The organism is Paenibacillus oralis, from assembly GCF_003863965.1.
Classification (GTDB): Bacteria; Bacillota; Bacilli; order Paenibacillales; family Paenibacillaceae; genus Fontibacillus; species Fontibacillus oralis.
Map to the genome: position 1 here is coordinate 586673 of NZ_RRCN01000001.1, position 23574 is coordinate 610246.

Genomic DNA, 23574 nt, shown 5'->3' on the forward strand with positions numbered 1-23574 from the left:
TTTTTTGGAACCCTTACTCTAGCCCCCACCCCCCGCTCTCTGAACAAAAGGGATAATCGTGCAAAGGCAAGCAGCAGGCAGGGACACGAAGACACGAAGACACGAAGACACGAACACACGAACCCTTTAGACAGCCCCCTCACCTGGCGTCGATTTGTGACACTGCTCGAAACGGCTACGGTACAAAAGGTAGATACGCTGACCTCGGCGGATCGTGACGCCCTCTTCATCGTTGACGCTTCCATGCTTCCATGTTTGAGCGGAATCGCAGCAAAGCGGTCAAGTTGCTTGTCCGGTTTAGGGAAGACACTGTCCGCCTATGATTCAGCGTCAACTCCGAATGGATTGCTGCTTTACCCAGCTAAATTAAGGCTTGTCTGCCGGATTTTTTGCTGCGAAAGTTGAGTTATAATATTCTAAAGTGTGTATTATTTAGAATATTGCCCCTCTAGCCTAACTCCCGCTTTTTCTTTAGTTCAACTTATACATGTGATCCGCGAAATCAGCGCAAACTACTTGTCATCCCCCCACACACAATTAGGAGGCAAACCGGCCATGAAACCTGAAGACAAGCAGGAGCAATACGTCAGCGGACAAATAAAGGACGCCGCTTCCGGCGAGTTTCCCGACCATAAGGAGATTTCCGAGGCCGAAAACGGTTCGATGGTCAACGATATGGAGGATTTGATCCAGCTTGGCGAGGACATGGAACAGATGGCAACGGGCAGCGAAGATCTGCAGGACGGGCTTAAACCCGACCCCCAGCAGTAGAGGAATAAAGCCAAAAACGCCGCCTTCCTTCCGGAAGGGCGGCGCGGGTTCTCGTAAGTTAGTATGTCAGGGTGTTAATTCGTATTCATTTGATCCATGATTTGTTTGAGCTTTTCCGTCGCCCGTTTCTGAATGCGGGAAACGCTCATCTGTGACATGCCCAGCTTACGGGCGATCGTTCTCTGCGACTGCCCCTCCTGAAAAGCAAGCAGCAGCACCTGCTGTTCCTGCATTTTCAAATACGAGAGCGCCTGCTGCAAATCCATCCGTTTCTCCAACGTTTCATAGTCATTCGTTTCCGAGCTAAGCAGTTCCCCCAGCGTTGCCGCGCTTTCCTCCTGAGAAAGCGGTGAATCCAGAGATACATAATGATAACATTCGCGTCCGGCGAGCACTTCGACTGTTTCCTCGACCGACAGCTCCAAATATTCGGCGATATCTTTTACATTGGGCGATCGTTCAAGCTGTACGGTCAACTCGTCGATGGCCTGCTGCACAAGCGCGCCTTTTTCCTTGATTCTGCGCGGCACCTGGATATACCAGGACTTGTCCCGCAAATAGTTTTTCATATGGCCGATCATGCTTTTCATCGCATAGGGCTCAAACGGTATTCCGAGACTGGTGTCATACTGTTGAAGCAGCCGGATCAAGGCCATTTCTCCAACCTGATACAGGTCTTCATACAAGTCGGGCCGGTTCCGGGCAATTTTGCTGGCGGCCGTTTTGACCATGGGATCGTATTTCCGGATCAATTCCGTTGCGACCTCATTGTCTTTCGTTTCCTGATAAATTCTGATCAGACAAACCGATGCTTGCCACGACTCATGGGGAGTCTGCTTGTCGGTCATACCTTTTCCTCACTCTTCTGGAGCCGGCGCAGCATCATCACCTTCGTTCCGTGTCCGACTTTGCTCTCCACAATGACATCATCCATCAGCGCCTGCATCAAATAAAAGCCCAATCCGCCAACCGTCACCTCGCTTAGCTCTTTATCATGCAGACTGACGCGATTTCCCGGCTTGCTCCACGGTTCAAAGCTCTCCCCTTCGTCCTTGACCGTAATCGACAAAGCATCGGCCAAAACTTCGAACGTGACTTCCATCATTCCCGCCCTCTGCTTGTAAGCGTAAAGCACGGAATTGTTGCAGGCCTCGGAGACGGCGACTTTCATATCTTCGATTTGTTCGTACGAAAAACCCATTTTCGAGGCTACACCATACAAATTTAACCTGACGATATCCACGTATTCCGCGGTTGCCGGCAAACTGATGATGATTCTCTCTGCTTCCTCTATCATGATACTCGATCCTTTCCTTAATGGGAATTCTCCTATTCCGCAAAAAATTTCGCAATCCCGGTCAATTCAAACAGCTTGTGAATGTGATCGGGGATTTCTCTGACGAAAAATCGGCCGGACATCCCTTGTCTTGCCTTCAAAATGGACAGCAGAATCCCGATGCCGGTACTGTCGATGTATTTTAGCTCCTTCAAATTAATGATCAGATCCTCATCTTCGTTCCCCACCAGAGGTTCCAGCACTTTCCGCAAATCGGGAGCAACGGACAAATCCAACTCTCCGCGCAAAAATACAGTGCGTACCCCGTTTTCAAATTGCGGCGTTGCGGAAAACTTTTCACTTTTTCTCGTATTCATCGCTAACTCTCTCCTGAAATAAGTTTACTTACTACAAGATAACCCAGCCTGTCCGGCACTGAAACAAAAAAGGCCGCCCTCCGGCGCCTCATTTCAAGTAAATCCAAACGAGGCATTTGTCGTCTTCCCGCTCACGCGGCAAACCTTCGTCAAAAAACAGCCGTTTCATTTCCTCCCGGTTGAAGCGATGGCCGCTGCCCTTCAGCGAATGTTCCAGCCAGGCCTGGCGCTCCTCCAAGGTGCCTCTTTGCGCGTCGGCCAGCCCGTCCGTGTAAAGCACGATATGCCCGCCTTCTTCGTAATAGAGCGTTTGAGGATGCACCTCCATTTCGTCAAACAAACCGACCGGCGGGCCGATCCGGTCCATCTTGACGAGCGACCCGTCATGCTTGTAGAATAGCGCCGGCGGATGCCCCGCGTTCACGTAGTCGATTTTTTTCCGCTGCGTGTCCACCACAAGATAAATCGCCGTAAAATAATATTGAATGAGCTTGCTTACGATATGTAATTGGTTAAATTGCCGGTTTAATTCCTGAATGACTTTTTCCGGCTCGACATAGTTATGAACGGTGTCTCTCATGACCGAGGAGATAAACATGCAGAACAAAGACGAGGAAATGCCATGTCCCATCATGTCCAGCAAAATAATCCCGTACCTTCCTTCGCCAAGCGAATACCAGGCATACAAATCCCCGGCCAATTCATTGGAAGGTTTATAGATGGCATCGATTTCAAAATGCTGATCATGGATCGGGGTGCTGAGCACCGCACTCTGCACAAGCGCCGCCAGCTTCAATTCCTCCTGAATCCGCTGGTCCCGGTTCCTGTGCCAGTCCTTTTCCAGCTTCAGCCGCAGCGCCGTACGGATTCGGGCCATCAGCTCCACTTTGTTAATAGGTTTGGTGACGTAGTCATTCGCCCCCGCATCCAAAGCCTCCGCCAGCTTGTTCGAATCGCCGATCGCCGTAACCATAATGATCGGAATTTCCTTCAAATGCTCGGACCGCTGCAGCAGGCGGCAGGCCTCCAGCCCGTCCATTTCGGGCATCATCATATCCAGCAAAATCAAATCGATGTCGGACGGACCGCTCTCCTCGATCCGCTCCAGACTTCGCACTCCCAAACGTTCAAACATCTCCTTCGTCGAGGAAACGGACACGGTGTTCCGGTATTTTTCTTTTTTCAAAATTTCCCGAATGATGATTATGTTAGTCGGATTGTCGTCGACGATTAAAATTCTCATATATATCTCCCTTAAAAATATAGCGAACTACTCGTTTACATTACCCGCCCCGGCCGAAATTGAAACCGAAAAAGCTCCGGATGGCTTTCGAGCGTTATGCTCGGTAATCATCTCCATCAGGTCACCCCCGGTATTTCTGCCACATCTCGGCGGCAATATCCGCCCATTTGACCCAACCGGCCTCCTCGGGGCCGGCGTCCGTTCCCTTTTCGGCCATGGCCGGATCGGCAGCTTTGGCCGTTTTGGAACGGCTTCGAAGAATACCGGCAAGCGCCGCAGACACCTGTTTGGCCGTCAGCGCCGTCTCACCCAACGCTTCGCCGGCCAGGTGAACCGATTCCAGCACCGGTTCCAGCAGCTTCAGCTGACGCTGCGCATCGGCGGCCAGATCATTCGCCTGGTGCACAAGCCGCTTGACGTCCGAGCTTAGATCGGCAACCGTGTTTTGCATAACGTTTAGCGTTTCCACCGCTTGCCGCATAGAGCGTTCCGCCGTCCTCAAGGCTCTCGCCAAAAAAACGACAAGCACCGCAAATCCCGCCGCAATGCAAGCCACGCTGATTTCCCAAATCATATCCGTCCCCTCGCTTTCGCTCCCATGATCCAAATTCCCCCCCGGCGGTCCGGGCAACCATGCCATAATTCAATCTATGTGCCGAGGATGGTTATCATGTGGGGGCGGGCTTGTTAACGCCGAAATGCGAATCGGCCCCTTCTTAGTATAAGAAAGGGCCGAGAAAACGAGATTTATGAATTCGGGGGAGCGGCCTAAAGCCAGCTTATTTCAGGACGCTTCCGCCAAACATAAAGCGGTGCACCCACGCCCCGTCAAGCTGGTCAACCTTTACGCCGCCCGACTTGGTCGAATAGGTATGAAGCAGTTGCCCGTTGCCGAGATACATCGCCACATGCGTAATCCGCTGGCTTTGCTTGTCGATACCCGCGTAGGCGGAAGCCTTCGAACCTTTGTAGCTCATAAAGAAAACGAGATCGCCCCGCTTCAGGCTGCCGATGTCGTAAACGGCCGTGCCGTTGTTTTTGATCCAGGCGCCCTGTTTGCGCGAATCGGACGGCAGGGTTAGGCCGAGCGCCTCCTTATAGGCTTGTCTGACGAAATCCGAGCAGTCAAACGTCGTCGTCGTACTCCGGTTCGAACCGAACTCGTACGGCGTCCCGAGATACTTCATGCCGGTTTGAATCACCTGCTCGATTTGCTGGCTCACGGAACCCGAGGTCTCGGGCTTTGGCGCCGGAGCGGAAGAGCCGGAGGAAACCGTAATGTATTTCGGGTTTGCGCTGACATAACCAACCGTTCCGCTTTGCGTCTTCACCTTATAGAAGTACTTGGTGCTTTGACCCAAAATGGTAACCTCGGAGCCTTTTTTCACCTGGCCAACCACCTTCCCGGAAAGGGATGGCTTGGAGCGCAAGTTCACCCCGCTGTTGATATGTCCTTTGGTGACCGCCCCGGCGGTTGCCGACGCGGATGCTGCGGATACTTGATCCGGTAACGCTGTATAGGAAGATAGTAAAATGGCGCTTAATAAAGCAATCGTGATGCCTCGTTTCATAGATTGTGCCTCCTTGTGCAGTTCTTGATGTCTCTAGTTTTAGTTCATTTCTCCTTTCTTTGGACTTGTCCCCATTATATCCCTTGTCGAAAGATGTCTAAATCGGTCGATTCTCACATTATGAGAAAGCGCATTCAAAGACATATTTCCTAAATAGCCTGCTAAAAAAGAGGCCCCCGTCCTATCATTCCGCGTTCTACCCAATCGACGAGAAGCCGCCAACAATCCTCGCCAATCGTTGGGGGCGTTGACTTGCCGACGAGTTTATTACGAAATGGATATTCCCATGTGGGTAAATTTGGATTGGTTCCCAAAAGTCCTATCTTTTAGGACGTTTGTTGGAAGTCCTCGGAAGCGGAGAAAGTCGCTATTTTGAGATTTTCCCTTCTCTGCGCAAAATAGCGGTAAAAAATCCCTCCCCTGATCAGGCGGCGGCCGCTTGCCCGCATGAACAGAATATGTACTTACCGCAATCCAGTCCGATCAGGCCGTTCCCTTCGGCTCCACATGCACATGGACATGCATCACATTTTGGATTCGCCGCATCCGATCCTCCACGCGGTCGCTGATTTCATGGCTTTCAATAACCGTCAGGTGGGGATCCACTTCAATAACGACGTCTACGAGCACATGATTTCCGTGCACGCGGGCTTTTAAGTCCTTAATCCCCTCTACTCCGGGAATTCGCGAGATGGTGCTGCGCAGATCACGCAGTTCTTTTTCGTCAAATCCGTCCGTCAAATTGTGCGTGGAATCGCGAAAAATGTCCCAGGCCGTTTTGCAAATCAATATGCCGACGGCGATGGCCGCTACGGTGTCCAGCCAGGGCAACCCAAATTGGGCCCCGAAAATGCCCACGGCCGCCCCTACGCTAACCAGGGCGTCGGACAAATTGTCCTTGGCCGCCGCCATCAGCGCCTGATTGTTGATCTGCTTCGCCAATCGCCGGTTGAACCAATAGACGCCGCCCATCGCGGCGGCGCATACCAGGGCGATCAGCGCCGAGCGCACATCCGGCTCGGTTTGTTTGCCGGCCGCCAGGGCGCGGACCGCGTCAACGATCACCTGAATGCCGACCATGGCCATAATAAAGGAAGCGACCAGCGCCGCGATCGTTTCAGCCCGGAAATGGCCATAAGCGTGATCGGAATCCGGCGGCTTCTGCGAAATTTTCAGTCCGATCAGCACCGCCACCGACGCCACGATATCCGTCAAGTTGTTAAACCCATCGGCAAGCAGCGCGCTGGAAGCAAAATAAAAACCGCTGCTCAGCTTGAAGGCGGACAGCACCAAATAAGCGGCAATGCTGACCCAGGCCCCGCGTTCCCCTTTTCGAATATCTTCATATATATCCACCAAGTCCTGCACCTCCAGACCTCTCCCGAACCAGTCAGGAATAAAAACGTTTAATCATACTAACAAATAACCTCCATGTGAGTCCAGAGAAACAGTGTTGGCCGAGGCAAAAGCGCTCTAGGCTCATTATTCCCGTTGTACACGCTTTTAAAAACGTATAGAATAGGAACAGCCCCTTTCCTAATTTCGAGGAGATGATCACCGTGAGCGAAAATAATGAACCACGCAAAATCGACTTGGCCGAAGCGATGCGGCAAAAGCTGGCCCAGAAAAAACAGCAGCAGCAAGCCGCAGGCAAGCCGGGAATGAAGGATGGCTTTCAGACCAAAGCGCTGAAAAGCCAAAACAACAAAAAGCCCAACAACCAGCGCCGCCGTACGGGCGGCTCGTAGGGTGGTTCGCAAGGCGGCGCTTAGGGCAATTCGCCCGGCAAAAAGTTGCCGCAGCGCATAAAGGCACGGGAGCCCCGTGCCTTTTTTCGTGCCGCTTCTCCTGGTGCGGGCTGCCTTTGCGGCCGCTAGGCCCCGCCGGATGCCGCGCTGGAATACCGATGCCGCGATACGGGCTATCCGGGTGCCAGTCTCCCGGCCCAGCGGGCGCGGGCTGCCATGCCAGGATGCGGCACACCCGCGGCTGCCGCGCTGCGAGCCTTCCGGCTATGGGCTGCCGGCCTTAGTTAGGCCACGCGACCCGCTAACCCGCGCAAAATTTTTGCCGCCCGCCTCGGCCCCGTCCGGATAGCGGACATTTTTGTCGCTATTTTTCAAATTTTCGGCCAATCCCCGGCAATAGAGGACATTTGGGTCCTTATTTCCCTGCTCCCCCCAAGAAAACCTGACTTTTACCGGGTGCGCCCATAAATAACGCCATAAAATACCTTTATTTCACTCATCCCCATCATCCAGCCAAAATAAGAACCTTTTTTACCGTTATTTCTGCACACACTCCGCTCCACCGGCAGCCTTTCCCCACTTTCCCCGCAAAATAAAAAGCCGCACAGGCGTCCGGCGGACTCCCATGCGGCTTGAATACACAACAAATTCTGCAACTTACGCTTTAACCTCTTCCGGATACATCGATTTGCGCAGATTTTGGATTTCTTCGCTTTCCAGATATTCATCGTACGTCATGACGCGGTCAATGATGCCGTTTGGCGTAATTTCGATGATGCGGTTGGCGATCGTCTGGATGAACTGATGGTCATGCGATGTGAACAAAATCGTCCCGTCGAAATCGATCAGCCCGTTGTTGAGCGCAGTGATCGATTCCAGATCGAGGTGGTTGGTCGGTTCGTCGAACAGCAGCACGTTGGCGCCGTTCAGCATCATTTTCGCCAGCATGCAGCGCACCTTTTCGCCCCCGGACAACACGCTCGCCTTCTTCAGCGCTTCCTCGCCGGAGAACAGCATCCGGCCCAGGAACCCGCGCAGGAACGTCTCGTCCTGATCGTTTGAATATTGGCGCAGCCAGTCAACCAGATTAAGCTCCACCCCGTCAAAATACTCGGAGTTGTCTTTCGGGAAATAAGCCTGCGAAGTCGTTACGCCCCAGCTGTACTCCCCGCCGTCCGCTTCCAGCTCGCCCATGAGGACCTGGAACAGCGTCGTTTTCGGCAGGCCGTTCGGGCCCACGAAAGCGATTTTGTCGCCTTTGTTCACGACGAAGCTGACGCCCTCCAGCACCTTTTCGCCTTCCACCGTTTTCGTCAGCCCTTCGACCGTCAGCAGCTGCTTGCCCGCTTCCCGCTCCGCTTTAAAGTGCAGGAACGGATATTTCCGGTTGGACGGACGGATGTCCTCCAGCGTGATTTTGTCCAGTTGCTTCTTCCGCGAGGTCGCCTGCTTCGATTTCGAAGCGTTGGCGGAAAACCGCTGAATAAACGCCTGCAGCTCCTTGATTTTCTCTTCCTTCTTCTTGTTGGCGTCCCGCTGCAGTTGCAGCGCCAACTGGCTCGATTCGTACCAGAAATCGTAGTTGCCGACGTACATCTGGATTTTGCCGAAGTCGATATCCGCGATTTGCGTGCACACCTTGTTCAGGAAGTGGCGGTCGTGGGATACGACGATAACGGTGCCTTCATAATCCATCAGAAAGTTTTCCAGCCACTGGATCGATTCAAGGTCCAAGTGGTTCGTCGGTTCGTCGAGCAGCAGATTTTGCGGGTTGCCAAACAAAGCTTGGGCAAGCAATACGCGGACCTTCTCATTGCCGCTCAGTTCGGCCATCTTCTTATCATGCAGCTCGCGCGGAATGCCAAGGCCGATCAGCAGCGCGGCCGCGTCCGGCTCGGCGTCCCAACCGTTCAGCTCGGCGAACTCGCCTTCCAATTCCCCGGCGCGCATGCCGTCCTCTTCGGAGAAATCCGCTTTGGCATACAAAGCGTCCTTCTCTTTCATAATCGAGTAAAGTCTTCCGTGGCCCATAATGACCGTCTCCAGCACCGGATACTCGTCATACTCGAAATGGTTCTGCTTGAGCACGGCAAGTCTTTCCCCCGGCGTCATGAACACTTCGCCCTGGTTCGGTTCGATTTCACCGGACAAAATTTTCAGGAACGTCGATTTCCCCGCACCGTTCGCGCCAATCAGGCCATAGCAGTTGCCTGGCGTAAATTTTATATTTACATCTTCGAAAAGTGCCCGTTTTCCGTAGCGGAGCGTTACACCATTTGTACTGATCATGTTAGGCATTACCATCCTTTATTATTAATCGCACTACTGGCTTTAGATTATATCATAGATTCAAGCATAAATTGAACCTTGGCGGCGATTTACCCGGGATTGGCAACCATTTCGCCCAAAAAACACCCCTATTCCCTCCTGGTTGTCCGCATTTTGATAGACTTCAAGAAGATGCGCTAAGTTGCGCCCGGCTTGTCCTGAACTGCCTGGGGGTCATTCCCGTAAATTTTTTGAACAGTTGCGTATAATAACTTTGGCTGCAAAACTTGAACGTAAAAGCGATTTCCGAGATCGGACGGTTCGTATAGAGCAGCATATGCTTCGATTCCTCGATCTTTCGGCTGTTGACGTAATGGGTCAGGGACATGCCGGTCTCACGGCCGAACCGGTCCGATAAATAGCTGGGATTCACGTTTAAATGAGCCGCGATTTCGGGCAGGCTCAAGTCTGCAAAAATATTTTGCCGGATATAATAAATCGCCAGGTTGACAAGGTGGGAGTAGGGCAGCTCTTCCTGTTCCCGGCGAACCACCGACACGAATTGCACCAGCATTTCGTATTCGAACTGGACGAGGCGCTCCACATCCCCGATTTTTTCGATGTCCAAAATAATCTTGTCGCTGAGGTGGAAGGCGATTTCCGGATTGACGCCGCCTTTGATGATCGCCCGGGTAAACAACGTGCATGAGGCGATGAGCGCATTTTTTTTCGAGCGAAGCGGATAAACGGCCAGCACGGCGGCCTCCAGCTCGTTGATTTTGCCCAGCGCTTCCTTGGCCCCTTGTTCGTTGCCCATCCGGATCGCTTCCAGCAGTTCTTCCTCATAATCGACGGGGGGATGCACGAAATTTTCCCGCAGGTACTGCATTCGATTCATATCTTTATCCCCACCTAAAAATTTTGATAAAAATCCAAAATATTTAGTATAACATTACCTTTTAAGATTCTAAAATTCAACCATAAACTTGCCTGAGAGGAGCATAACCCATGACCTGGAAAATCGCCAATTCCGCCTTAACCCAGTCCGAGCTGCTCAATTTGGAAAGCGTTTTTGCGCTGGGCAACGGATATCTCGGTGTGCGGGGGAACTTTGAGGAAACCTACGGCCCGGATATGACCAGCATTCGCGGCACCTATTTGAACGCTTTTCACGACGTGATCGAAATTCCTTACGGCGAAAAACTGTTTGCCTTTCCGGATACGCAGCAAAAGCTGGTGAACAATATCGACGCGCAAACGGTGCTGCTTTATTTCGACGACGATAAGGTCCCGTTCCGGCTCGATCATGGGACGATTACCGGATTCGAACGGACCCTGCATATGGACAAAGGGTATGCCGAGCGAGTCGTACAGTGGAGATCCCCGCAAGGAAAAGAGATCAAATTGATGTTCCGGCGTCTGGTGTCTTTTACGCGCCGCGAATTGTTTGCGGTTCATATCGCCATCGAGCCCGTCAATTTCACCGGCAAATTGAGGATCGTGTCCACCGTAAACGGCAAGGTCGAAAATTACACCAATCCGAACGATCCCCGGGTTGGCGCCGGCCATGCCAAGCGGATGACGATCGCGGATACCGGGGTCAAGGGCGAATACGGTTATGTCGTCGACGAAACGATGGTGTCCAAAATGAAAGCCGCCTGCGTTACGCGCCATCTGCTGGACGGCGAAGCCTCCGTCGCGCTTGAAGCCGGCAGCGGGGCGAACCACGGCGAAGTGACGTATACGGCCGATTTGTCCCTGAACGGGCCGGTGCATTTTACGAAATACAACGTATATACCGACAATTTGCGCCACGGCGGCGGCTTCTTGGATCGGGCGCTGCAGCTGCACGAAACACTGTCGGGCCTGTCCTTTGATAACCTGCTGGCCGAGCAGGCCGAATATATGGGAAGCTACTGGAATTCGGCGGACTGCGTCATTCAAAACGACGATAAGCTGCAGGAAGGCATCCGTTTCAACCTGTACCAACTGCTGCAATCGGCCGGCCGCGACGAGCACAGCAATATTTCCGCCAAGGGCCTCAGCGGGGAAGGTTACGAAGGCCATTACTTCTGGGATACGGAAATCTATATGTTCCCGTTGTTTTTGATGACCCGGCCGGACATTGCCCGCCAATTGCTGCTGTACCGTTACTCCAAGCTGGACGACGCCAGAGCGAGAGCGCGGCAAATGGGGCACAAGCAGGGGGCTTTGTTCCCTTGGCGCACCATTGCCGGAACGGAATGCTCCTCCTTTTTCCCGTCGGGAACGGCACAGTACCATATCAGCGCGGATATCGCCTACAGCTACGTTCAATATTATCTCGCCGCGCAGGATAAAGATTTTCTGCTGAACTACGGGGCCGAAATGCTGGTCGAAACCGCCCGCTTGTGGGCCGGCATCGGCCATTATTACGAGGGCGCTTTCCATATCGATGAAGTGACCGGGCCGGACGAGTACACCTGCTGCGTCAACAACAACTATTACACGAACGTCATGGCCAAGCATAACTTGAAGTGGGCCGCCAAGAGCTGCGCCATTCTGAAGGACTACGATCCGGCCGCCTGCCGCGCGCTTTGCGAACGCCTCGGGGTGACGGAGGCGGAAATCGCCGCTTGGGACAAAGCCGCCGCAGCGATGCTGCTGCCGTATGACGCCAGCCTAGGCATTAACCCGCAGGACGACACGTTTCTGCGCAAAGCGGTATGGGATTTCGAAAACACGCCAAAGGAAAACTATCCGCTGCTGCTGCACTACCACCCGCTGACGATTTACCGTTATCAGGTGTGCAAGCAGGCCGATACCGTGCTCGCGCATTTTTTGCTGGAGGACGAGCAGGATTTTGCAACGATCCGCCGTTCTTACGATTACTATGAAAAAATTACGACCCATGATTCGTCCTTGTCCTCCTGCATTTTCAGCATCATGGCGTGCAAAATCGGCAATATGGAAAAAGCGTACGAGTACTTCATCGAAACCGCGCGGCTCGATCTCGACAATACGCACGGCAATACGAAGGACGGCTTGCACCTGGCCAACATGGGCGGAACATGGATGTCCATCGTGTACGGCTTTGCCGGCATGCGCCTCAAGGAATCCGGCCTTTCGCTGGCCCCGGCCATTCCGCAGGACTGGGAGCAATATGCCTTCCGCCTGACGTTCCGCGGCCGCCTGATCGACGTCCGTATCAGCCAAGAGAGCGTCGTCCTGGAACTCGCCGAAGGCGAAGCGATCGGACTTAAGCTGTACGATGAAGCCGTGACACTGCAGCCGGGCGGTGCGGTTACCCGGGAGTTGCGGCAGTAGCTTGCAATAAGCAAATTAAAGGATTCACCCAAAGGAGTTTTGTGCAGATGAACCAGACTTTGCAGGCGGTCATTTTTGACCTGGACGGCGTCATTACGGACACCGCGGAATACCATTTTCAAGCCTGGAAGGCGATCGCGGAGGAGTTGAATATTCCGTTCACGCGTGAGTTTAACGAACATCTCAAAGGCGTGTCCCGGATCGATTCCCTGAAGCTGCTGCTGGGGCAAGCCAATCCGCCCAGGGCCTATAGCGCGGCGGAAATGGACGAGCTGGCCGATCGCAAAAACAAGCTGTACGTCGAGCTGATCGCAGGCATCACGCCAGCCGACCTGCTGCCGGGAATCGACGTTTTTTTGAGCGAGTTGCGGGAAGCCGGCATCAAAACGGGGATCGCTTCCGCCAGCAAAAACGCTCCGGCGGTGCTGCGCAGCCTCGGCGTCACCAGCCGCTTCGACACCGTCGTGGACGTGACCAGGCTGAAAAACAACAAGCCGGATCCGGAAATTTTTGTGACCGCGGCCGCTTCCTTGGGCGTGGAGCCCGGCGCGTGCATCGGCGTCGAGGATGCCGTCTCCGGCATCGACGCGATCAAGGCGGCCGGCATGTTCGCGGTAGCGATCGGCAGCGGCTCGCAGTTCCCGAAAGCGGACGCCGTGCTGCCCAGCACCGCCGAGCTGAATTACCGCGAGCTGGCGCAGCGGTTCGCGGAGACGCGGCGGTAAGGCGGGGACACATTCCTCGCCAAAAATAGCGGTAATTTGGGGCGCTATTTTGCATATTTTGCTCCTCATCAGGGGAATAGGGGCATTTTTTGTACCTATTTTGCACCCAACATGGAAAAAGCACCATTATTGCTCTCGCCTGCCGTGAATAACGGCAAAAAATTCCCTTATTTGTGCTGAACCCTCTTCCCCGGCGAAAATAACGACCTTTTGCACCGCTATTTCCGCGCGCCCATGCCATGCCCCCAATAGAAATAGAAAACCCACCGCAGAGGCCCTTCGCCTGTGCGGTGGGTTTTATTTTGCGCTGCATCCGGTAGCGCGGTTTCCCTTATGACTCCGGCAAACGCAGCGTCTCCCCGTGGTGCAGAACCCGTACCGTCTCCGTGGCAATGCCGCGGCGTTTGCGGTCCGCCTCCAAGCGGTCGAGCGCCTCCCGCGCCGTATCGTCGGCGAGCGGGAACGTGCCGTAATGCATTGGAATCATCAGTTTGCCCTTGACGTCGACGAAAGCCTGCAGCGCCTCCTCCGGTGTGGTGTGCTCGCCCGACATGAACCATTCCGGCTCATACGCCCCTATCGGCAGCAGCGCCACGTCGATATCGAAGCGCTCGCCGATTTCCCGGAACCCGCGAAAATAACCGCTGTCCCCGGCAAAATAGATGACCTGCGGCTTTGGGCTGCCTTGTTCTTGGCCGCCTTGTTCGGGCGCGGCCGGCTCCAGAACGAAGCCCCCCCAATGGGACGTGTTCGTATCGAACGGGGTACGCCGGGTCCAATGCTGGGTCGGCACAAACGTGATTTTCGCATCTCCCACCTGCAGGTCTTCCCACCAGTTCAGCTCCCGCGTCCGCCGAAAGCCTTTGCGGATCATTTTGGACCCGAGGCCGACCGGCACGAGCAGGAGCGTGTCTCTCCCGTACAAACGGCGGATGGAGGCGACGTGCATATGATCGTAATGGGAATGCGAAATAAGAATGACGTCGATTTCCGGGACATCTTCGATCGGGATCCCCGGCGCGGTCAGCCGCCGCTGATGCCCCAGGCGCCATGCCCATACCGGATCGGTCACAATATTTAATCCATGATATTGGATGAGAAAAGTGGAATGTCCAATCCAAGTGATCGTCGAATCCTTCCGGTTTTGGTGCAAATACTCGAGATCGGGAGGCGAATGGGGAATAACGTAGGAATAGTCCTTTTTTTTGATGCGGCGCTCATCCCGCCATTGCTTGAACTGCTTGAACTGCTTCAACTTTTTGCCCGTGCTCACGTTATCGAGATTGTTGTAGCGCGTTCTCGGCATGGATCCAGGTGCTCCTCTCCGATTTCTTTCTTTCTATTCTAAAACAATCCCGGCGGCAATCCAAATTCGCCAAGTCCGGTTGCTGGAATAATATATGTTATGTACTAAGATTATTGTGTCGCTAGGGTACCTTTTTATTCCTTTGCCTATACGGACAGCCAAGACGACGGTCTAAAGCGGCGGACGAAAAGCTTGGGCAAACGGAAGCGTTGAGGTACAATATACGGGAAAGGAGATGTGAAACTTTTATGAAAATTATATTTATCGAACCGACGCCCAGCCCCAATACGATGAAGCTGCATTTGGACGAAAGCCTGGAGCCGGGGATTCGAAAAACATATACGCCCGAAAATGAACGCTCCGCTCCTGCCTGGATCCGCAATCTGCTTAGCATTCCCGGAGTGAAAAGCGTGTTCCATACCCTCGATTTCGTCGCTTTGGACCGGAAAGGCAGCGCCGACTGGGCCACTATCCTGTCCGAGGTACAAAGGCAATTCGGCCAGGAAGGCGTCGAATCCGCCTGGAGCCCGGATAGCGACGAGGCGGCCGCCTATGGGGAAGCGCAGGTATTCGTGCAGTTTTTCCGCGGCATCCCGATGCAAATCCGGGTCAAGGCGGGAAGCAAAGAAGAACGCATCTCCCTGTCCGCGCGGTTCGTAGGCGCGGTTACGGAGGTGGCCAGCGCCACGCTGATCAAGGAGCGCAAGCTGACCGATTACGGCGTGCGCTACGGGGAGCTCGCGGAGATCGCCCGCGAGGTCGAGCAGGAGCTCGAAGCGGCGTATCCGTCCGAGCGGCTTGCGGGGATCGTCGCCCAGGCGATCGCCCACGGCCGCAGCGAGGCGGAGTTCGTCGAGCAGCGGCGCGAGCTGAGCCTGGACGAGATCCGCGAGCGGCTCGCAAATAGCGACTGGCGCATCCGCTACGCCGCGCTGGAGGCGCTGCAGCAGCCGGGCCCCGAGGCGCTGCCGCTGCTGGCCCAGGCGCTGCGCGACTCGCAGATGCAGCTCCGCCGGCTCGCCGTCGTCTACCTCGGCGACGTGCGCACGCCGGAGGCGATGGAGCTGCTGTATGATGCGCTGCGCGACTCCTCCGCCGCCGTGCGGCGCACCGCCGGCGACACGCTGTCCGACATCGGCGATCCCGCGGCCACGGGGCCGATGATCGAGGCGCTGCGGGACAGCAGCAAGCTGGTCCGCTGGCGGGCCGCCCGCTTCCTGTACGAGGCCGGAACCGACGACGCGCTGGAGGCGCTGCGGGCAGCGGCGGACGATCCCGAATTCGAAGTCGGCCTGCAGGCGAGAATGGCCGTGGAGCGGATCGAATCCGGCGAACAGGCGGCCGGCACGGTCTGGCAGCAAATGGCGAACCGGGACCGCGGCGAAGCCCGGAATTAAAAAATTCACCGAAAGTTCGCTGCGGCGGGGCAGGTTGTCAATAATTTGGCATTGCCCGCCCGTCCAACCTTGTTTTATACTATTAAAATGTGTTCAAGTGCAAAGTGAATAAATAACCTCATCATAACGGTGAGGTAGAGGTCGCGATTGTGAAGAGTACACCGGAGGAGGCGCTTAGAAGCCGCCAGGGAATCCGGTTGGAAAGGCACCGTCGCCGAAGCTTATAAGCCGGCTTCTAAGGCTATGGGCTGGGGCTGTTGCCGAAAGGGACAGAACTGTCACGATGGTTCCCGTCACCCGGGGAATTTCGTGTTGAGCTATCTTCATGTTATGGTGGGATACACGGTATAAACAGGCCGCGGAATCCTTTCCGCGGCCCTTTTTTGCTCGCTCCAAGCCTCGGCCTGTACCTGAATGCATCTTCGGCCCCGCGCCGAGGGAAAATTAGGATACCGAAGGAGTGTTTTTCTCATGAGTAATAAAAAAACAGAGACCGGCGGCCGGCTGAAACCGGGGTTAAAAGCCCGCCACATGACGATGATCGCATTGGGCGGTTCAATCGGCACGGGGTTGTTCCTGGCCTCGGGCGGCGCGATCGCATCCGCCGGACCGGGCGGCGCGCTGCTAGCCTACGCGGCGGTCGGGATCATGGTCTATTTTCTGATGACCAGCTTGGGTGAGCTGGCGACGTATATGCCGGACTCCGGCTCTTTTGAAACCTACGCCTCCCGTTTCGTCGATCCTTCGCTGGGCTTCGCGATGGGCTGGAATTTCTGGTACAACTGGGCGATTACGATTGCGGCCGAACTGTCGGCCGCCACGCTCATTATCAAATACTGGTTCCCGGACAGCCCTTCCCTCCTGTGGAGCGTGCTGTTCCTGGCCTTGATCCTCGGGCTCAACATTTTGTCGGTCAAAGGCTACGGGGAATCGGAATATTGGTTTGCGGCGATCAAAATCACCGTCGTCACCATCTTCCTGGTCGTCGGCGTTCTGATGATCTTCGGAATCATGGGCGGTGAAGCGGTCGGCTTCACCAACTTCACCATCGGCGATGCGCCGTTTAACGGCGGATTTTTCGCCATCCTCGGCGTATTTATGGCCGCCGGCTTCTCGTTTCAAGGTACGGAAATGGTCGGCGTCGCCGCCGGGGAAAGCGACAATCCGCGCGAGCATGTGCCGCGGGCGATCCGGCAGGTCTTTTGGCGGATTCTGATTTTTTACATTTTGGCCATTCTCGTGATCGGTTTGCTGATCCCTTATACGAATCCGAATTTGCTCAAAAGCGGTCTGGAAAGCATCGGCGTCAGTCCCTTCACCCTGGTGTTCGAAAAAGCCGGTCTCGCCTTTGCGGCTTCGGTCATGAACGCGGTCATTTTGTCTTCCGTGCTGTCGGCCGGCAACTCCGGGATGTACGCCTCTTCGCGGGTGCTTTATTCCCTGGCCCTGCGCGGCAAGGCGCCGAAATTCCTCGGCAGATTGAACCGGCGCGGCATCCCGATGAACGCCCTGCTCGCCACGACGCTCGTCGGCATGCTGGCTTTCCTCGCTTCGCTGTTCGGCGACGGCGTCGTCTACAACTGGCTGCTGAACGCTTCAGGCATGTGCGGATTCATCACTTGGCTTGGCATCGCCATCAGCCATTACCGGTTCCGCCGGGCCTACGTGGCCCAAGGCCGCGACTTGAACGATCTGCCGTTTAAAGCGCGCTGGTTCCCGTTTGGCCCGATATTCGCCTTCATCCTTTGCTTTATCGTCATTCTCGGGCAAAACCTGTCCGCCTTCACGGGCGAAACGATCGATTGGTACGGCGTCGTTGTTTCTTATATCAGCGTGCCGTTGTTCCTCCTGGTGTGGCTCGGGTACAAATGGACCCAAAAGTCCAGGCTGATCCCGCTGGACAAATGCGATCTCGAAGTACCGGATCAACGTTAACGCCTACCTCAAAAAAACCGGCTTCTTGGAAGAGTTCTTTCTCCCGTGAAGCCGGTTTTTCATATTAAACGCTATTTCTCCCACACGATTTCAACCTTCAAATCATTTGTGCCTTCAAGCCGTTCCTCGTTATACTTGATGTTTGTAAGATTTAAGGTATAAAGCTCCCTGAGATGGCGGAGCAAACTCTGCTGCGAACCGCCGTATCTGAGGGTAACCGAAGACCGATTGTCGTTCAGGGCTTCGACGACCTTGCTGCGGATCCCTTCCCTGCTCGTCACAACCGCGCCATTATCAAACAAATCGTATCCCAGCGTTTTATATAATTCTTTATAGTATCCGGTGTTCCCTCCGCCTGCGGTAATCAGCGAGCTTAACACATCCCGGTAAGCGGTCGCGGCAGCCGGATAATTAAGCGTCCAGCTGTGGTCCTTCCGAATCTGATCGTCCGTCAGCAAAAAATACGTATAACGCACGCGGTCGCCCCCGTCCGGCACCGGATCATCCCAAGTCGTGTCAAGATGATACCATTTGCCGTCGAGCTGCACCAGATTCCAGGCATGCGCGGTATTGTTCACTTTACCTTCGATGATTAAATTATCAATCCCCGCGTCCTCTAGCATCCGATAAGTCATCAGCGCATAACCCTGGCAGACGGCTTCCCTTGTTGTCAAACCTTCGAAGGCCGTAAACTTCTGCAAATCCTGGTCATATTTCAAATACCGCACCACATAGTCATGAATCACTTTGATTTTTTGGTGATCGTTCATTTCCGGATGAATGATTTCCGCCACGATGTTTTTTATTTTTGCAAAAACATAGTTGGATTGCTCCAGCGTCTCCCGGTATTGAAATTTGACCGAAACCGTCGCGAATTCCGACGTTCCTTCCCATTCGTAGGAATAGCGATCCACCACGTATTTCGTATAGGGATCCTGATCCAGAGCTTGGTTCATGGCCGTGCTCATCAGGTTTTCCAGCTTTGCCGTACTCCCTTTATATAACAGTTTGATTTGCGGCTTGCGGGCTTTAAGCCCTGCCGCCAACTGGTCCTGTATGTCCTTGGCCGATGTTACGCTGGATGTCACAGGCGAGGCGTAAGCTATTGTGGTTTTCCATTCGCCCGATACCGTGCCGAACAATAATGTACCGGCAATTCCCGCTGCAGCAAATTTTCTCATGGATGTCCATTCCACAACCAACAGCTCCTTCTCCATACCTGGCTTGTTGTCGGTGCATCAAACCTTGATAGCTTTTTCCAGCATCCCGCACTTATTGTACCATAGCTTCCGTTAAAAAAGTTTACTAGTTTTGTCGAACCTCGTCCCTTAGGCGGTTCCGCAAGAAGACGTAATATCGCCTCAATTTTGCTACTTTCACTCATTACAATTTTTGAAAAATATAAGTATAATAAGAAACATAGTATTGTGTGACATAAATCATAGCAGAAAAATGATAAATTGTTTATATGGAGATGCGTTTACTCATGACCATCGTGGATACTTCCGATATTTCCGTTGAAATGTTTGTTGCCGTCATGTTTTTCTTGCTGCTGATCGCCCCTTTGGCGAGCCTGGGAGTTATGCGGTTGTTCCAGGGCCGGAAAAAAGCCGGATTTACCCTCATCGGCTGCGGGGTGGCAGGTTATCTGATCTTTCAGCTTATCGCCGGATGGTTGAATTGATTTTGGTTGGTGCAAAAAAAGAGCACAGTCCTTATTGGCCGTTCAGGCTCTAAGGGCGGTGCTCTTTTTGGTTTCGGCTGAACTTACGCCAATTCCGCCAGCGCTTTATCGAACTGGGTTTTGTTCATGCCCAGAATGCGGTGCTCGCCGATCACCGTGACCGGCACGGCGCGCATGCCCATGTCCCAAACCTGCTGCGCGTAATCGTCGTTTTGCTCGATGTTGCGCTCTTCATAAGCGACGCCTTTATCGCTCAGAAAGCTTTTCACTTGTTTGCAGTGAGGGCAATTGGTGCTGGTGTATACAATCACATTTGCCATGATGATTTCTCCCTTCCGATCAGGAACTGGTTTCTTCCGATTTTATTTTATTTTATTTTATTTTGCGGCCGCTGCGGCCGTTTCATGCTCGAGGTTTTCGATGTATTTCTCGCAATCGATCGCGGCCATGCATCCGCTGCCTGCGGCGGTGATCGCCTGACGATAGCGGCTGTCCTGAACGTCGCCGCAAGCGAATACGCCCGGTACGTTCGTTTCCGATGTGCCCGGTTTAACCACGATATAACCGTTCGCATCCGTGTCGATTTGCCCGCCCAGGAACGCCGTGTTCGGCTGATGGCCGATCGCCACGAACACCCCGCTCGCGTTAAGGACTTCTTCTTCACCGGTCGCGTTGTTGCGCACCTTCAGGCCGGTTACGCCGTTTTCGCCGGCGATGACTTCCAGCGGCGTGCGGTTCAGCGCCATTTCGATCTTCTCGTTAGCGCGGGCGCGATCCTGCATGATCTTCGAACCGCGCAGCTCATCGCGGCGATGGACGAGCGTTACCTTCGCCGCGAAGCGGGTCAGGAAGCCTGCTTCCTCCAGTGCGGAGTCGCCGCCGCCAATGACGATGATTTCCTTGCCGCGGAAGAAAAATCCATCGCAAGTCGCGCAGGTGCTTACGCCGCGTCCGACATTGTCCTGCTCGCCGGGGATTCCCAAATATTTGGCCGTCGCGCCGGTCGACAGAACGAGCGTTTCGGTAACGAGTTCGCCGATCCCTTCCACTTGCAGCTTGAACGGACGTTTGCTCATATCAACGCTGTTGACCCAGCCGGTGCGGAATTCCGCGCCGAAACGCTCCGCCTGCTTGCGCATGTTGTCCATCAATTCCGGACCCATGATTCCTTCCGGAAAACCCGGGAAATTTTCCACTTCCGTCGTCGTCGTCAGCTGTCCGCCCGGCTGCGGTCCCTCGATGATCAGCGGGTTCAAGTTGGCGCGGGCCAAATAAATGGCCGCCGTAAGTCCGGCCGGACCGGTACCGATAATAATCGATTTATACATAATGGCATCCTCCTAAAAGTGACCGTTTTTTCTATCAAGATGGAAAATCTATGATCTACTTCAATTATGTTAAAACGACAGCATGGTGTCAACAAGCGTACCGGAACGGTTCCGTGAAGTTTAAATGAAGGAATGATGAAGAACTATCGGAGCAGCCGCAGCCCGTTCAAAATAACGAGGAGCGTGCTGCCCTCATGTCCCACGACGCCAAGCGGCAGGGGGATGCCGTGCAGAAAATTGCTCGCGATCAGCAGCAGGATCACCGCCCCGGCAAAAACAAGATTTTGCTTGACGATTCTCCGGGCCCGGCGGGCAAGCGATATCGCATCGGCGACCCGATCCAGACTATCGTTCATCAGCACGACGTCCGCAACCTCCAGCGCTGCGGCGCTTCCGCCGCCGCCCATGGCCACCCCGACCGTCGCCGCGGCCAGCGCCGGCGCGTCATTGACGCCGTCGCCGACCATGACGACGCTGCCGTAGCGGCTGCGCAGCGCCTTCACATGCTCCACCTTGTCCTGGGGCAGCAGATCCCCGTACACAAGATCGATGCCCGCTTCCCTGCCGACCGCGCGGGCGGTGCCGCCGCGATCACCGGTCAGCATCGCCGTGGCGATCCCCAGCCGGTGCAGGCGGTCGATCGCCGCCTTGGCCTGAGGGCGTATCCGGTCCCGCAGCGCAATCAGCCCGGCGTAGTCCCCGCCTACTTGAATCGCGGAAACCGTATGCCCTTCCGCGATCCACGCCCGCATCCGTTCGGCGAACTCGGGCGGCAGATTCGGATCGTCCTCATCCGCCTTGCCAACCCTCCACACCTCGCCGCCGATCTTGGCCTCAATGCCCCAGCCGGGCAACGACTGCAGTTCATCCGCGCTCCGGATGTCCAGCCCCTCTTCCTCGGCTTTACGTACGATCGCCTCGGCCAGCGGATGCTCGGACAAGCTTTCCGCCGCCGCGCAAGCGGCCAGCACCTGCATCCGGTCATATCCTTCAGCTGCGAACAGCTCGGTAACCGCCGGGGTTCCCTCCGTCAATGTGCCGGTCTTATCGAAAGCGACGACACGCGCGCCGCTGAGCAGGTCCATATAGGCGGCGCCTTTGAACAGCACGCCGTTTCTCGCGCTTTTGGACATCGCCGACAGCATCGCCGGCATCACGGAGGATACGACCGCGCAAGGCGAGGCCACGACGAGAAACACCATCGCTTTATAAAAAGCCGCCGCCCAGCTCCAATCCAAAATCAGCGGAGCCAGCGCAACCAGCGCCGCGGTGACCGCGAGCACCGTCTTGGCATAAACGCCTTCAAGCCGCTTGATGAAGCGCTCCGTTTTCGGCACCTCCCGTTCGGCTTGCTCCACGAGGGCGATGATTTTGGCAAACAGCGTTCCTTCCGCCGGGCTGGTCACCTCCACGTACAGCGCCCCTTCACCGTTGATCGTTCCGGCATATACGCCGTCGCCGGTGCGTTTGTCCACCGGCATCGACTCCCCCGTAATCGCGGATTGGTTGACGGAAGAACCCCCGCTGCTCACGATTCCGTCCGCCGGAATCACCTCTCCGGGTTTTACCAGGACCAGATCCCCGATCACCAGCGTTTCGGCCGCCACCTCCTTCATCCCGTCCGCCTCGATCCGCAGGGCCGTTTCCGGTTTCATCGCGGCCAGCGCCGAGATATCCCTGCGGCTTTGCTCGCCGGCAAACGACTCCAGAGCGCCGCTTAAGGCGAAAATGAAGATCAGCATCGCGCCTTCATTCCAGTACCCGATGGATGCCGCTCCAAGCGCGGCCGCGATCATCAGCAAGTTTACGTCCAGATCCCTGTCTTTAAATAAGGTGACCAGCCCCTCCCGCGCTTTCACGTACCCGCCGACAATATAGGCGGTTATATAAAGAACGACCGACAACAAAGGCAGCCAGCCATGAAGCCCCCAAGCGGCGCACATCAGCACTCCGCTGGCGAGAGCCAGCAGCATTTCCCGATGCCGCAGCAGACGGAGCTGTGAAGAACGGCGCCGTCTCCCCGGATCAGGCAAATTGGCCGATGGCTTCGCGGCGGCAGGCAAGGTTTGGTGAACAGCACTCATAAATATTTCCCCCTTCATGTTGGATGGCGTCGCTAATTGAGAATGAATACTATTGTTAACCCCCTAAAAATGGCACATGCTGCCCCGGGATCTCCCGGAGCAGCATGCAATTGAGAACGATAATCATTTTTGTATTGGTACAATAATTTTGGGTTAACGAAACTTTAGTTCCATTTTAAACTTAATTTCGCAGTATGTAAATGCTATTTTCCTGCGGGGACATCGGCATCGTCTTGAAGGAACATCAGCCGCTATCGCTGGAGTTCACAACGGTAACCGGAGAACTGGAGTGGGTATCCGGACATGGATTTCAGCAGCCAGACGGAGCGGGAGAGCGGGGAATCGTGGGAAAAGCGGGGAGCGGCAAATAATGCGCTAAAGCAACCACAGCAACGGGTGATTTTACATTGGAATAACGGAGCAAGGAACAAGCCGGGGCCGGTCTGCCTCCGCACCAGGCATAAGCTCGCCCCTGCTTGTTAACCGGCACCCCCATTCTAACGGATGTCACAACCGCTATTTGCTCCAACAACGCCGATTTCAAACGCTAACGGA

Annotated in this window: 23 protein-coding genes, 1 pseudogene and 1 riboswitch; of the genes and pseudogenes, 9 read left to right on the forward strand and 15 right to left on the reverse strand. The window is 54.8% G+C overall.

What is annotated here, in order from left to right:
- Positions 1-144: 144 nt before the first annotated feature.
- A pseudogene (locus EHV15_RS38185) lies at positions 145-305 on the forward strand (IS4 family transposase); the annotation flags it as partial.
- A gap of 250 nt (positions 306-555) precedes the next feature.
- A complete protein-coding gene (locus EHV15_RS02805) occupies positions 556-771 on the forward strand; it encodes a hypothetical protein (RefSeq protein WP_128629929.1) in 216 nt (71 codons plus the stop codon).
- A 74-nt stretch (positions 772-845) separates the two neighbouring features.
- Here EHV15_RS02805 and EHV15_RS02810 read toward each other — a convergent pair whose 3' ends face one another.
- From EHV15_RS02810 to EHV15_RS02840, 7 genes are all read right to left on the reverse strand, one after another.
- A complete protein-coding gene (locus EHV15_RS02810) occupies positions 846-1619 on the reverse strand; it encodes a sigma-70 family RNA polymerase sigma factor (protein ID WP_128629930.1) in 774 nt (257 codons plus the stop codon).
- Positions 1616-2068 carry an anti-sigma B factor RsbW gene (rsbW, locus tag EHV15_RS02815; protein WP_128629931.1) on the reverse strand — a complete coding sequence of 151 codons (453 nt, stop codon included), beginning with the start codon at positions 2066-2068 and terminating at the stop codon, positions 1616-1618. Before rsbW ends, EHV15_RS02810 begins: the two co-directional genes overlap by 4 nt.
- A gap of 32 nt (positions 2069-2100) precedes the next feature.
- Positions 2101-2424, reverse strand: a complete 324-nt coding sequence (locus tag EHV15_RS02820) for an STAS domain-containing protein (RefSeq protein WP_128629932.1) — start codon at positions 2422-2424, stop codon at positions 2101-2103.
- A gap of 88 nt (positions 2425-2512) precedes the next feature.
- Positions 2513-3667 (reverse strand): SpoIIE family protein phosphatase, encoded by a 1155-nt coding sequence (locus EHV15_RS02825; protein WP_128629933.1) that lies wholly within the window; start codon positions 3665-3667, stop codon positions 2513-2515.
- A gap of 121 nt (positions 3668-3788) precedes the next feature.
- Positions 3789-4274, reverse strand: coding sequence for a DUF948 domain-containing protein (locus tag EHV15_RS02830; protein ID WP_246061268.1), 486 nt, complete (start codon positions 4272-4274; stop codon positions 3789-3791).
- A gap of 172 nt (positions 4275-4446) precedes the next feature.
- Positions 4447-5238, reverse strand: a complete 792-nt coding sequence (locus EHV15_RS02835; RefSeq protein WP_128629934.1) for a C40 family peptidase — start codon at positions 5236-5238, stop codon at positions 4447-4449.
- Positions 5239-5721: 483 nt separating this feature from the next.
- Positions 5722-6594, reverse strand: a complete 873-nt coding sequence (locus tag EHV15_RS02840; RefSeq protein ID WP_178075740.1) for a cation diffusion facilitator family transporter — start codon at positions 6592-6594, stop codon at positions 5722-5724.
- 203 nt (positions 6595-6797) lie between these two features.
- Here EHV15_RS02840 and EHV15_RS02845 point away from each other — a divergent pair, with 203 nt between their 5' ends.
- Positions 6798-6986 carry a hypothetical protein gene (locus EHV15_RS02845; RefSeq protein ID WP_128629936.1) on the forward strand — a complete coding sequence of 63 codons (189 nt, stop codon included), beginning with the start codon at positions 6798-6800 and terminating at the stop codon, positions 6984-6986.
- 449 nt (positions 6987-7435) lie between these two features.
- Here the strand turns inward: EHV15_RS02845 and EHV15_RS02850 are convergent, their stop codons facing one another.
- The 3 genes from EHV15_RS02850 to EHV15_RS02860 form a co-directional block, all read right to left on the reverse strand.
- The gene (locus EHV15_RS02850) at positions 7436-7642 is read right to left on the reverse strand and encodes a hypothetical protein (protein WP_128629937.1); all 207 of its coding nucleotides are present in this window, start codon (positions 7640-7642) and stop codon (positions 7436-7438) included.
- Position 7643: 1 nt separating this feature from the next.
- Complete coding sequence (locus EHV15_RS02855) at positions 7644-9275, reverse strand: ABC-F family ATP-binding cassette domain-containing protein (protein WP_128629938.1); 1632 nt, start codon at positions 9273-9275, stop codon at positions 7644-7646.
- Positions 9276-9438: 163 nt separating this feature from the next.
- Positions 9439-10143, reverse strand: a complete 705-nt coding sequence (locus EHV15_RS02860; protein WP_128635138.1) for a helix-turn-helix domain-containing protein — start codon at positions 10141-10143, stop codon at positions 9439-9441.
- Positions 10144-10262: 119 nt separating this feature from the next.
- On the opposite strand from EHV15_RS02860, the gene EHV15_RS02865 reads away from it, so the two are divergent.
- Both EHV15_RS02865 and pgmB read left to right on the forward strand, forming a co-directional pair.
- On the forward strand, positions 10263-12560 hold the full coding sequence (locus EHV15_RS02865; RefSeq protein WP_128629939.1) for a glycoside hydrolase family 65 protein: 2298 nt from the start codon (positions 10263-10265) through the stop codon (positions 12558-12560).
- A 47-nt stretch (positions 12561-12607) separates the two neighbouring features.
- Complete coding sequence (gene pgmB / locus EHV15_RS02870; protein ID WP_128629940.1) at positions 12608-13285, forward strand: beta-phosphoglucomutase; 678 nt, start codon at positions 12608-12610, stop codon at positions 13283-13285.
- A 331-nt stretch (positions 13286-13616) separates the two neighbouring features.
- Here pgmB and EHV15_RS02875 read toward each other — a convergent pair whose 3' ends face one another.
- The gene (locus EHV15_RS02875) at positions 13617-14591 is read right to left on the reverse strand and encodes an MBL fold metallo-hydrolase (protein ID WP_128629941.1); all 975 of its coding nucleotides are present in this window, start codon (positions 14589-14591) and stop codon (positions 13617-13619) included.
- A gap of 248 nt (positions 14592-14839) precedes the next feature.
- On the opposite strand from EHV15_RS02875, the gene EHV15_RS02880 reads away from it, so the two are divergent.
- Together EHV15_RS02880 and EHV15_RS02885 are read left to right on the forward strand one after the other, a co-directional pair.
- A complete protein-coding gene (locus EHV15_RS02880) occupies positions 14840-15988 on the forward strand; it encodes a virulence factor (protein WP_128629942.1) in 1149 nt (382 codons plus the stop codon).
- A 127-nt stretch (positions 15989-16115) separates the two neighbouring features.
- Positions 16116-16316: riboswitch (Lysine riboswitch) on the forward strand.
- A gap of 143 nt (positions 16317-16459) precedes the next feature.
- A complete protein-coding gene (locus tag EHV15_RS02885; protein ID WP_128629943.1) occupies positions 16460-17923 on the forward strand; it encodes an amino acid permease in 1464 nt (487 codons plus the stop codon).
- A 71-nt stretch (positions 17924-17994) separates the two neighbouring features.
- Here the strand turns inward: EHV15_RS02885 and EHV15_RS02890 are convergent, their stop codons facing one another.
- Entirely contained in the window at positions 17995-19119 is a 1125-nt protein-coding gene (locus tag EHV15_RS02890; protein ID WP_178075741.1) for a transglutaminase domain-containing protein, read from the reverse strand.
- 290 nt (positions 19120-19409) lie between these two features.
- On the opposite strand from EHV15_RS02890, the gene EHV15_RS02895 reads away from it, so the two are divergent.
- Positions 19410-19607, forward strand: coding sequence for a hypothetical protein (locus tag EHV15_RS02895; RefSeq protein WP_128629945.1), 198 nt, complete (start codon positions 19410-19412; stop codon positions 19605-19607).
- A gap of 83 nt (positions 19608-19690) precedes the next feature.
- Here EHV15_RS02895 and EHV15_RS02900 read toward each other — a convergent pair whose 3' ends face one another.
- The 3 genes from EHV15_RS02900 to EHV15_RS02910 form a co-directional block, all read right to left on the reverse strand.
- On the reverse strand, positions 19691-19927 hold the full coding sequence (locus EHV15_RS02900) for a glutaredoxin family protein (RefSeq protein ID WP_128629946.1): 237 nt from the start codon (positions 19925-19927) through the stop codon (positions 19691-19693).
- A gap of 57 nt (positions 19928-19984) precedes the next feature.
- Positions 19985-20935: a thioredoxin-disulfide reductase gene (gene trxB, locus EHV15_RS02905; RefSeq protein WP_128629947.1), complete on the reverse strand. Its 951-nt coding sequence runs from the start codon at positions 20933-20935 to the stop codon at positions 19985-19987.
- A 143-nt stretch (positions 20936-21078) separates the two neighbouring features.
- The gene (locus tag EHV15_RS02910; RefSeq protein WP_128629948.1) at positions 21079-23019 is read right to left on the reverse strand and encodes a heavy metal translocating P-type ATPase; all 1941 of its coding nucleotides are present in this window, start codon (positions 23017-23019) and stop codon (positions 21079-21081) included.
- Between the two features lie 200 nt (positions 23020-23219).
- Here EHV15_RS02910 and EHV15_RS36295 point away from each other — a divergent pair, with 200 nt between their 5' ends.
- Positions 23220-23390: a hypothetical protein gene (locus tag EHV15_RS36295; protein WP_178075743.1), complete on the forward strand. Its 171-nt coding sequence runs from the start codon at positions 23220-23222 to the stop codon at positions 23388-23390.
- The last annotated feature ends 184 nt before the right edge of the window (positions 23391-23574 follow it).

What these genes read in the sequence shown, in the direction of transcription:
- EHV15_RS02810 (WP_128629930.1), bottom strand. Translation starts at nt 1,619, where the DNA reads ATGACCGACAAGCAGACTCCCCATGAGTCGTGGCAAGCATCGGTTTGT.
- EHV15_RS02880 (WP_128629942.1), top strand. Translation starts at nt 14,840, where the DNA reads ATGAAAATTATATTTATCGAACCGACGCCCAGCCCCAATACGATGAAG.
- EHV15_RS02835 (WP_128629934.1), bottom strand. Translation starts at nt 5,238, where the DNA reads ATGAAACGAGGCATCACGATTGCTTTATTAAGCGCCATTTTACTATCT.
- EHV15_RS02885 (WP_128629943.1), top strand. Translation starts at nt 16,460, where the DNA reads ATGAGTAATAAAAAAACAGAGACCGGCGGCCGGCTGAAACCGGGGTTA.
- EHV15_RS02860 (WP_128635138.1), bottom strand. Translation starts at nt 10,143, where the DNA reads ATGCAGTACCTGCGGGAAAATTTCGTGCATCCCCCCGTCGATTATGAG.
- EHV15_RS36295 (WP_178075743.1), top strand. Translation starts at nt 23,220, where the DNA reads ATGCTATTTTCCTGCGGGGACATCGGCATCGTCTTGAAGGAACATCAG.
- rsbW (WP_128629931.1), bottom strand. Translation starts at nt 2,068, where the DNA reads ATGATAGAGGAAGCAGAGAGAATCATCATCAGTTTGCCGGCAACCGCG.
- EHV15_RS02805 (WP_128629929.1), top strand. Translation starts at nt 556, where the DNA reads ATGAAACCTGAAGACAAGCAGGAGCAATACGTCAGCGGACAAATAAAG.
- EHV15_RS02865 (WP_128629939.1), top strand. Translation starts at nt 10,263, where the DNA reads ATGACCTGGAAAATCGCCAATTCCGCCTTAACCCAGTCCGAGCTGCTC.
- EHV15_RS02900 (WP_128629946.1), bottom strand. Translation starts at nt 19,927, where the DNA reads ATGGCAAATGTGATTGTATACACCAGCACCAATTGCCCTCACTGCAAA.
- EHV15_RS02910 (WP_128629948.1), bottom strand. Translation starts at nt 23,019, where the DNA reads ATGAGTGCTGTTCACCAAACCTTGCCTGCCGCCGCGAAGCCATCGGCC.
- EHV15_RS02875 (WP_128629941.1), bottom strand. Translation starts at nt 14,591, where the DNA reads ATGCCGAGAACGCGCTACAACAATCTCGATAACGTGAGCACGGGCAAA.
- trxB (WP_128629947.1), bottom strand. Translation starts at nt 20,935, where the DNA reads ATGTATAAATCGATTATTATCGGTACCGGTCCGGCCGGACTTACGGCG.
- EHV15_RS02855 (WP_128629938.1), bottom strand. Translation starts at nt 9,275, where the DNA reads ATGATCAGTACAAATGGTGTAACGCTCCGCTACGGAAAACGGGCACTT.
- EHV15_RS02820 (WP_128629932.1), bottom strand. Translation starts at nt 2,424, where the DNA reads ATGAATACGAGAAAAAGTGAAAAGTTTTCCGCAACGCCGCAATTTGAA.
- EHV15_RS02895 (WP_128629945.1), top strand. Translation starts at nt 19,410, where the DNA reads ATGACCATCGTGGATACTTCCGATATTTCCGTTGAAATGTTTGTTGCC.
- pgmB (WP_128629940.1), top strand. Translation starts at nt 12,608, where the DNA reads ATGAACCAGACTTTGCAGGCGGTCATTTTTGACCTGGACGGCGTCATT.
- EHV15_RS02825 (WP_128629933.1), bottom strand. Translation starts at nt 3,667, where the DNA reads ATGAGAATTTTAATCGTCGACGACAATCCGACTAACATAATCATCATT.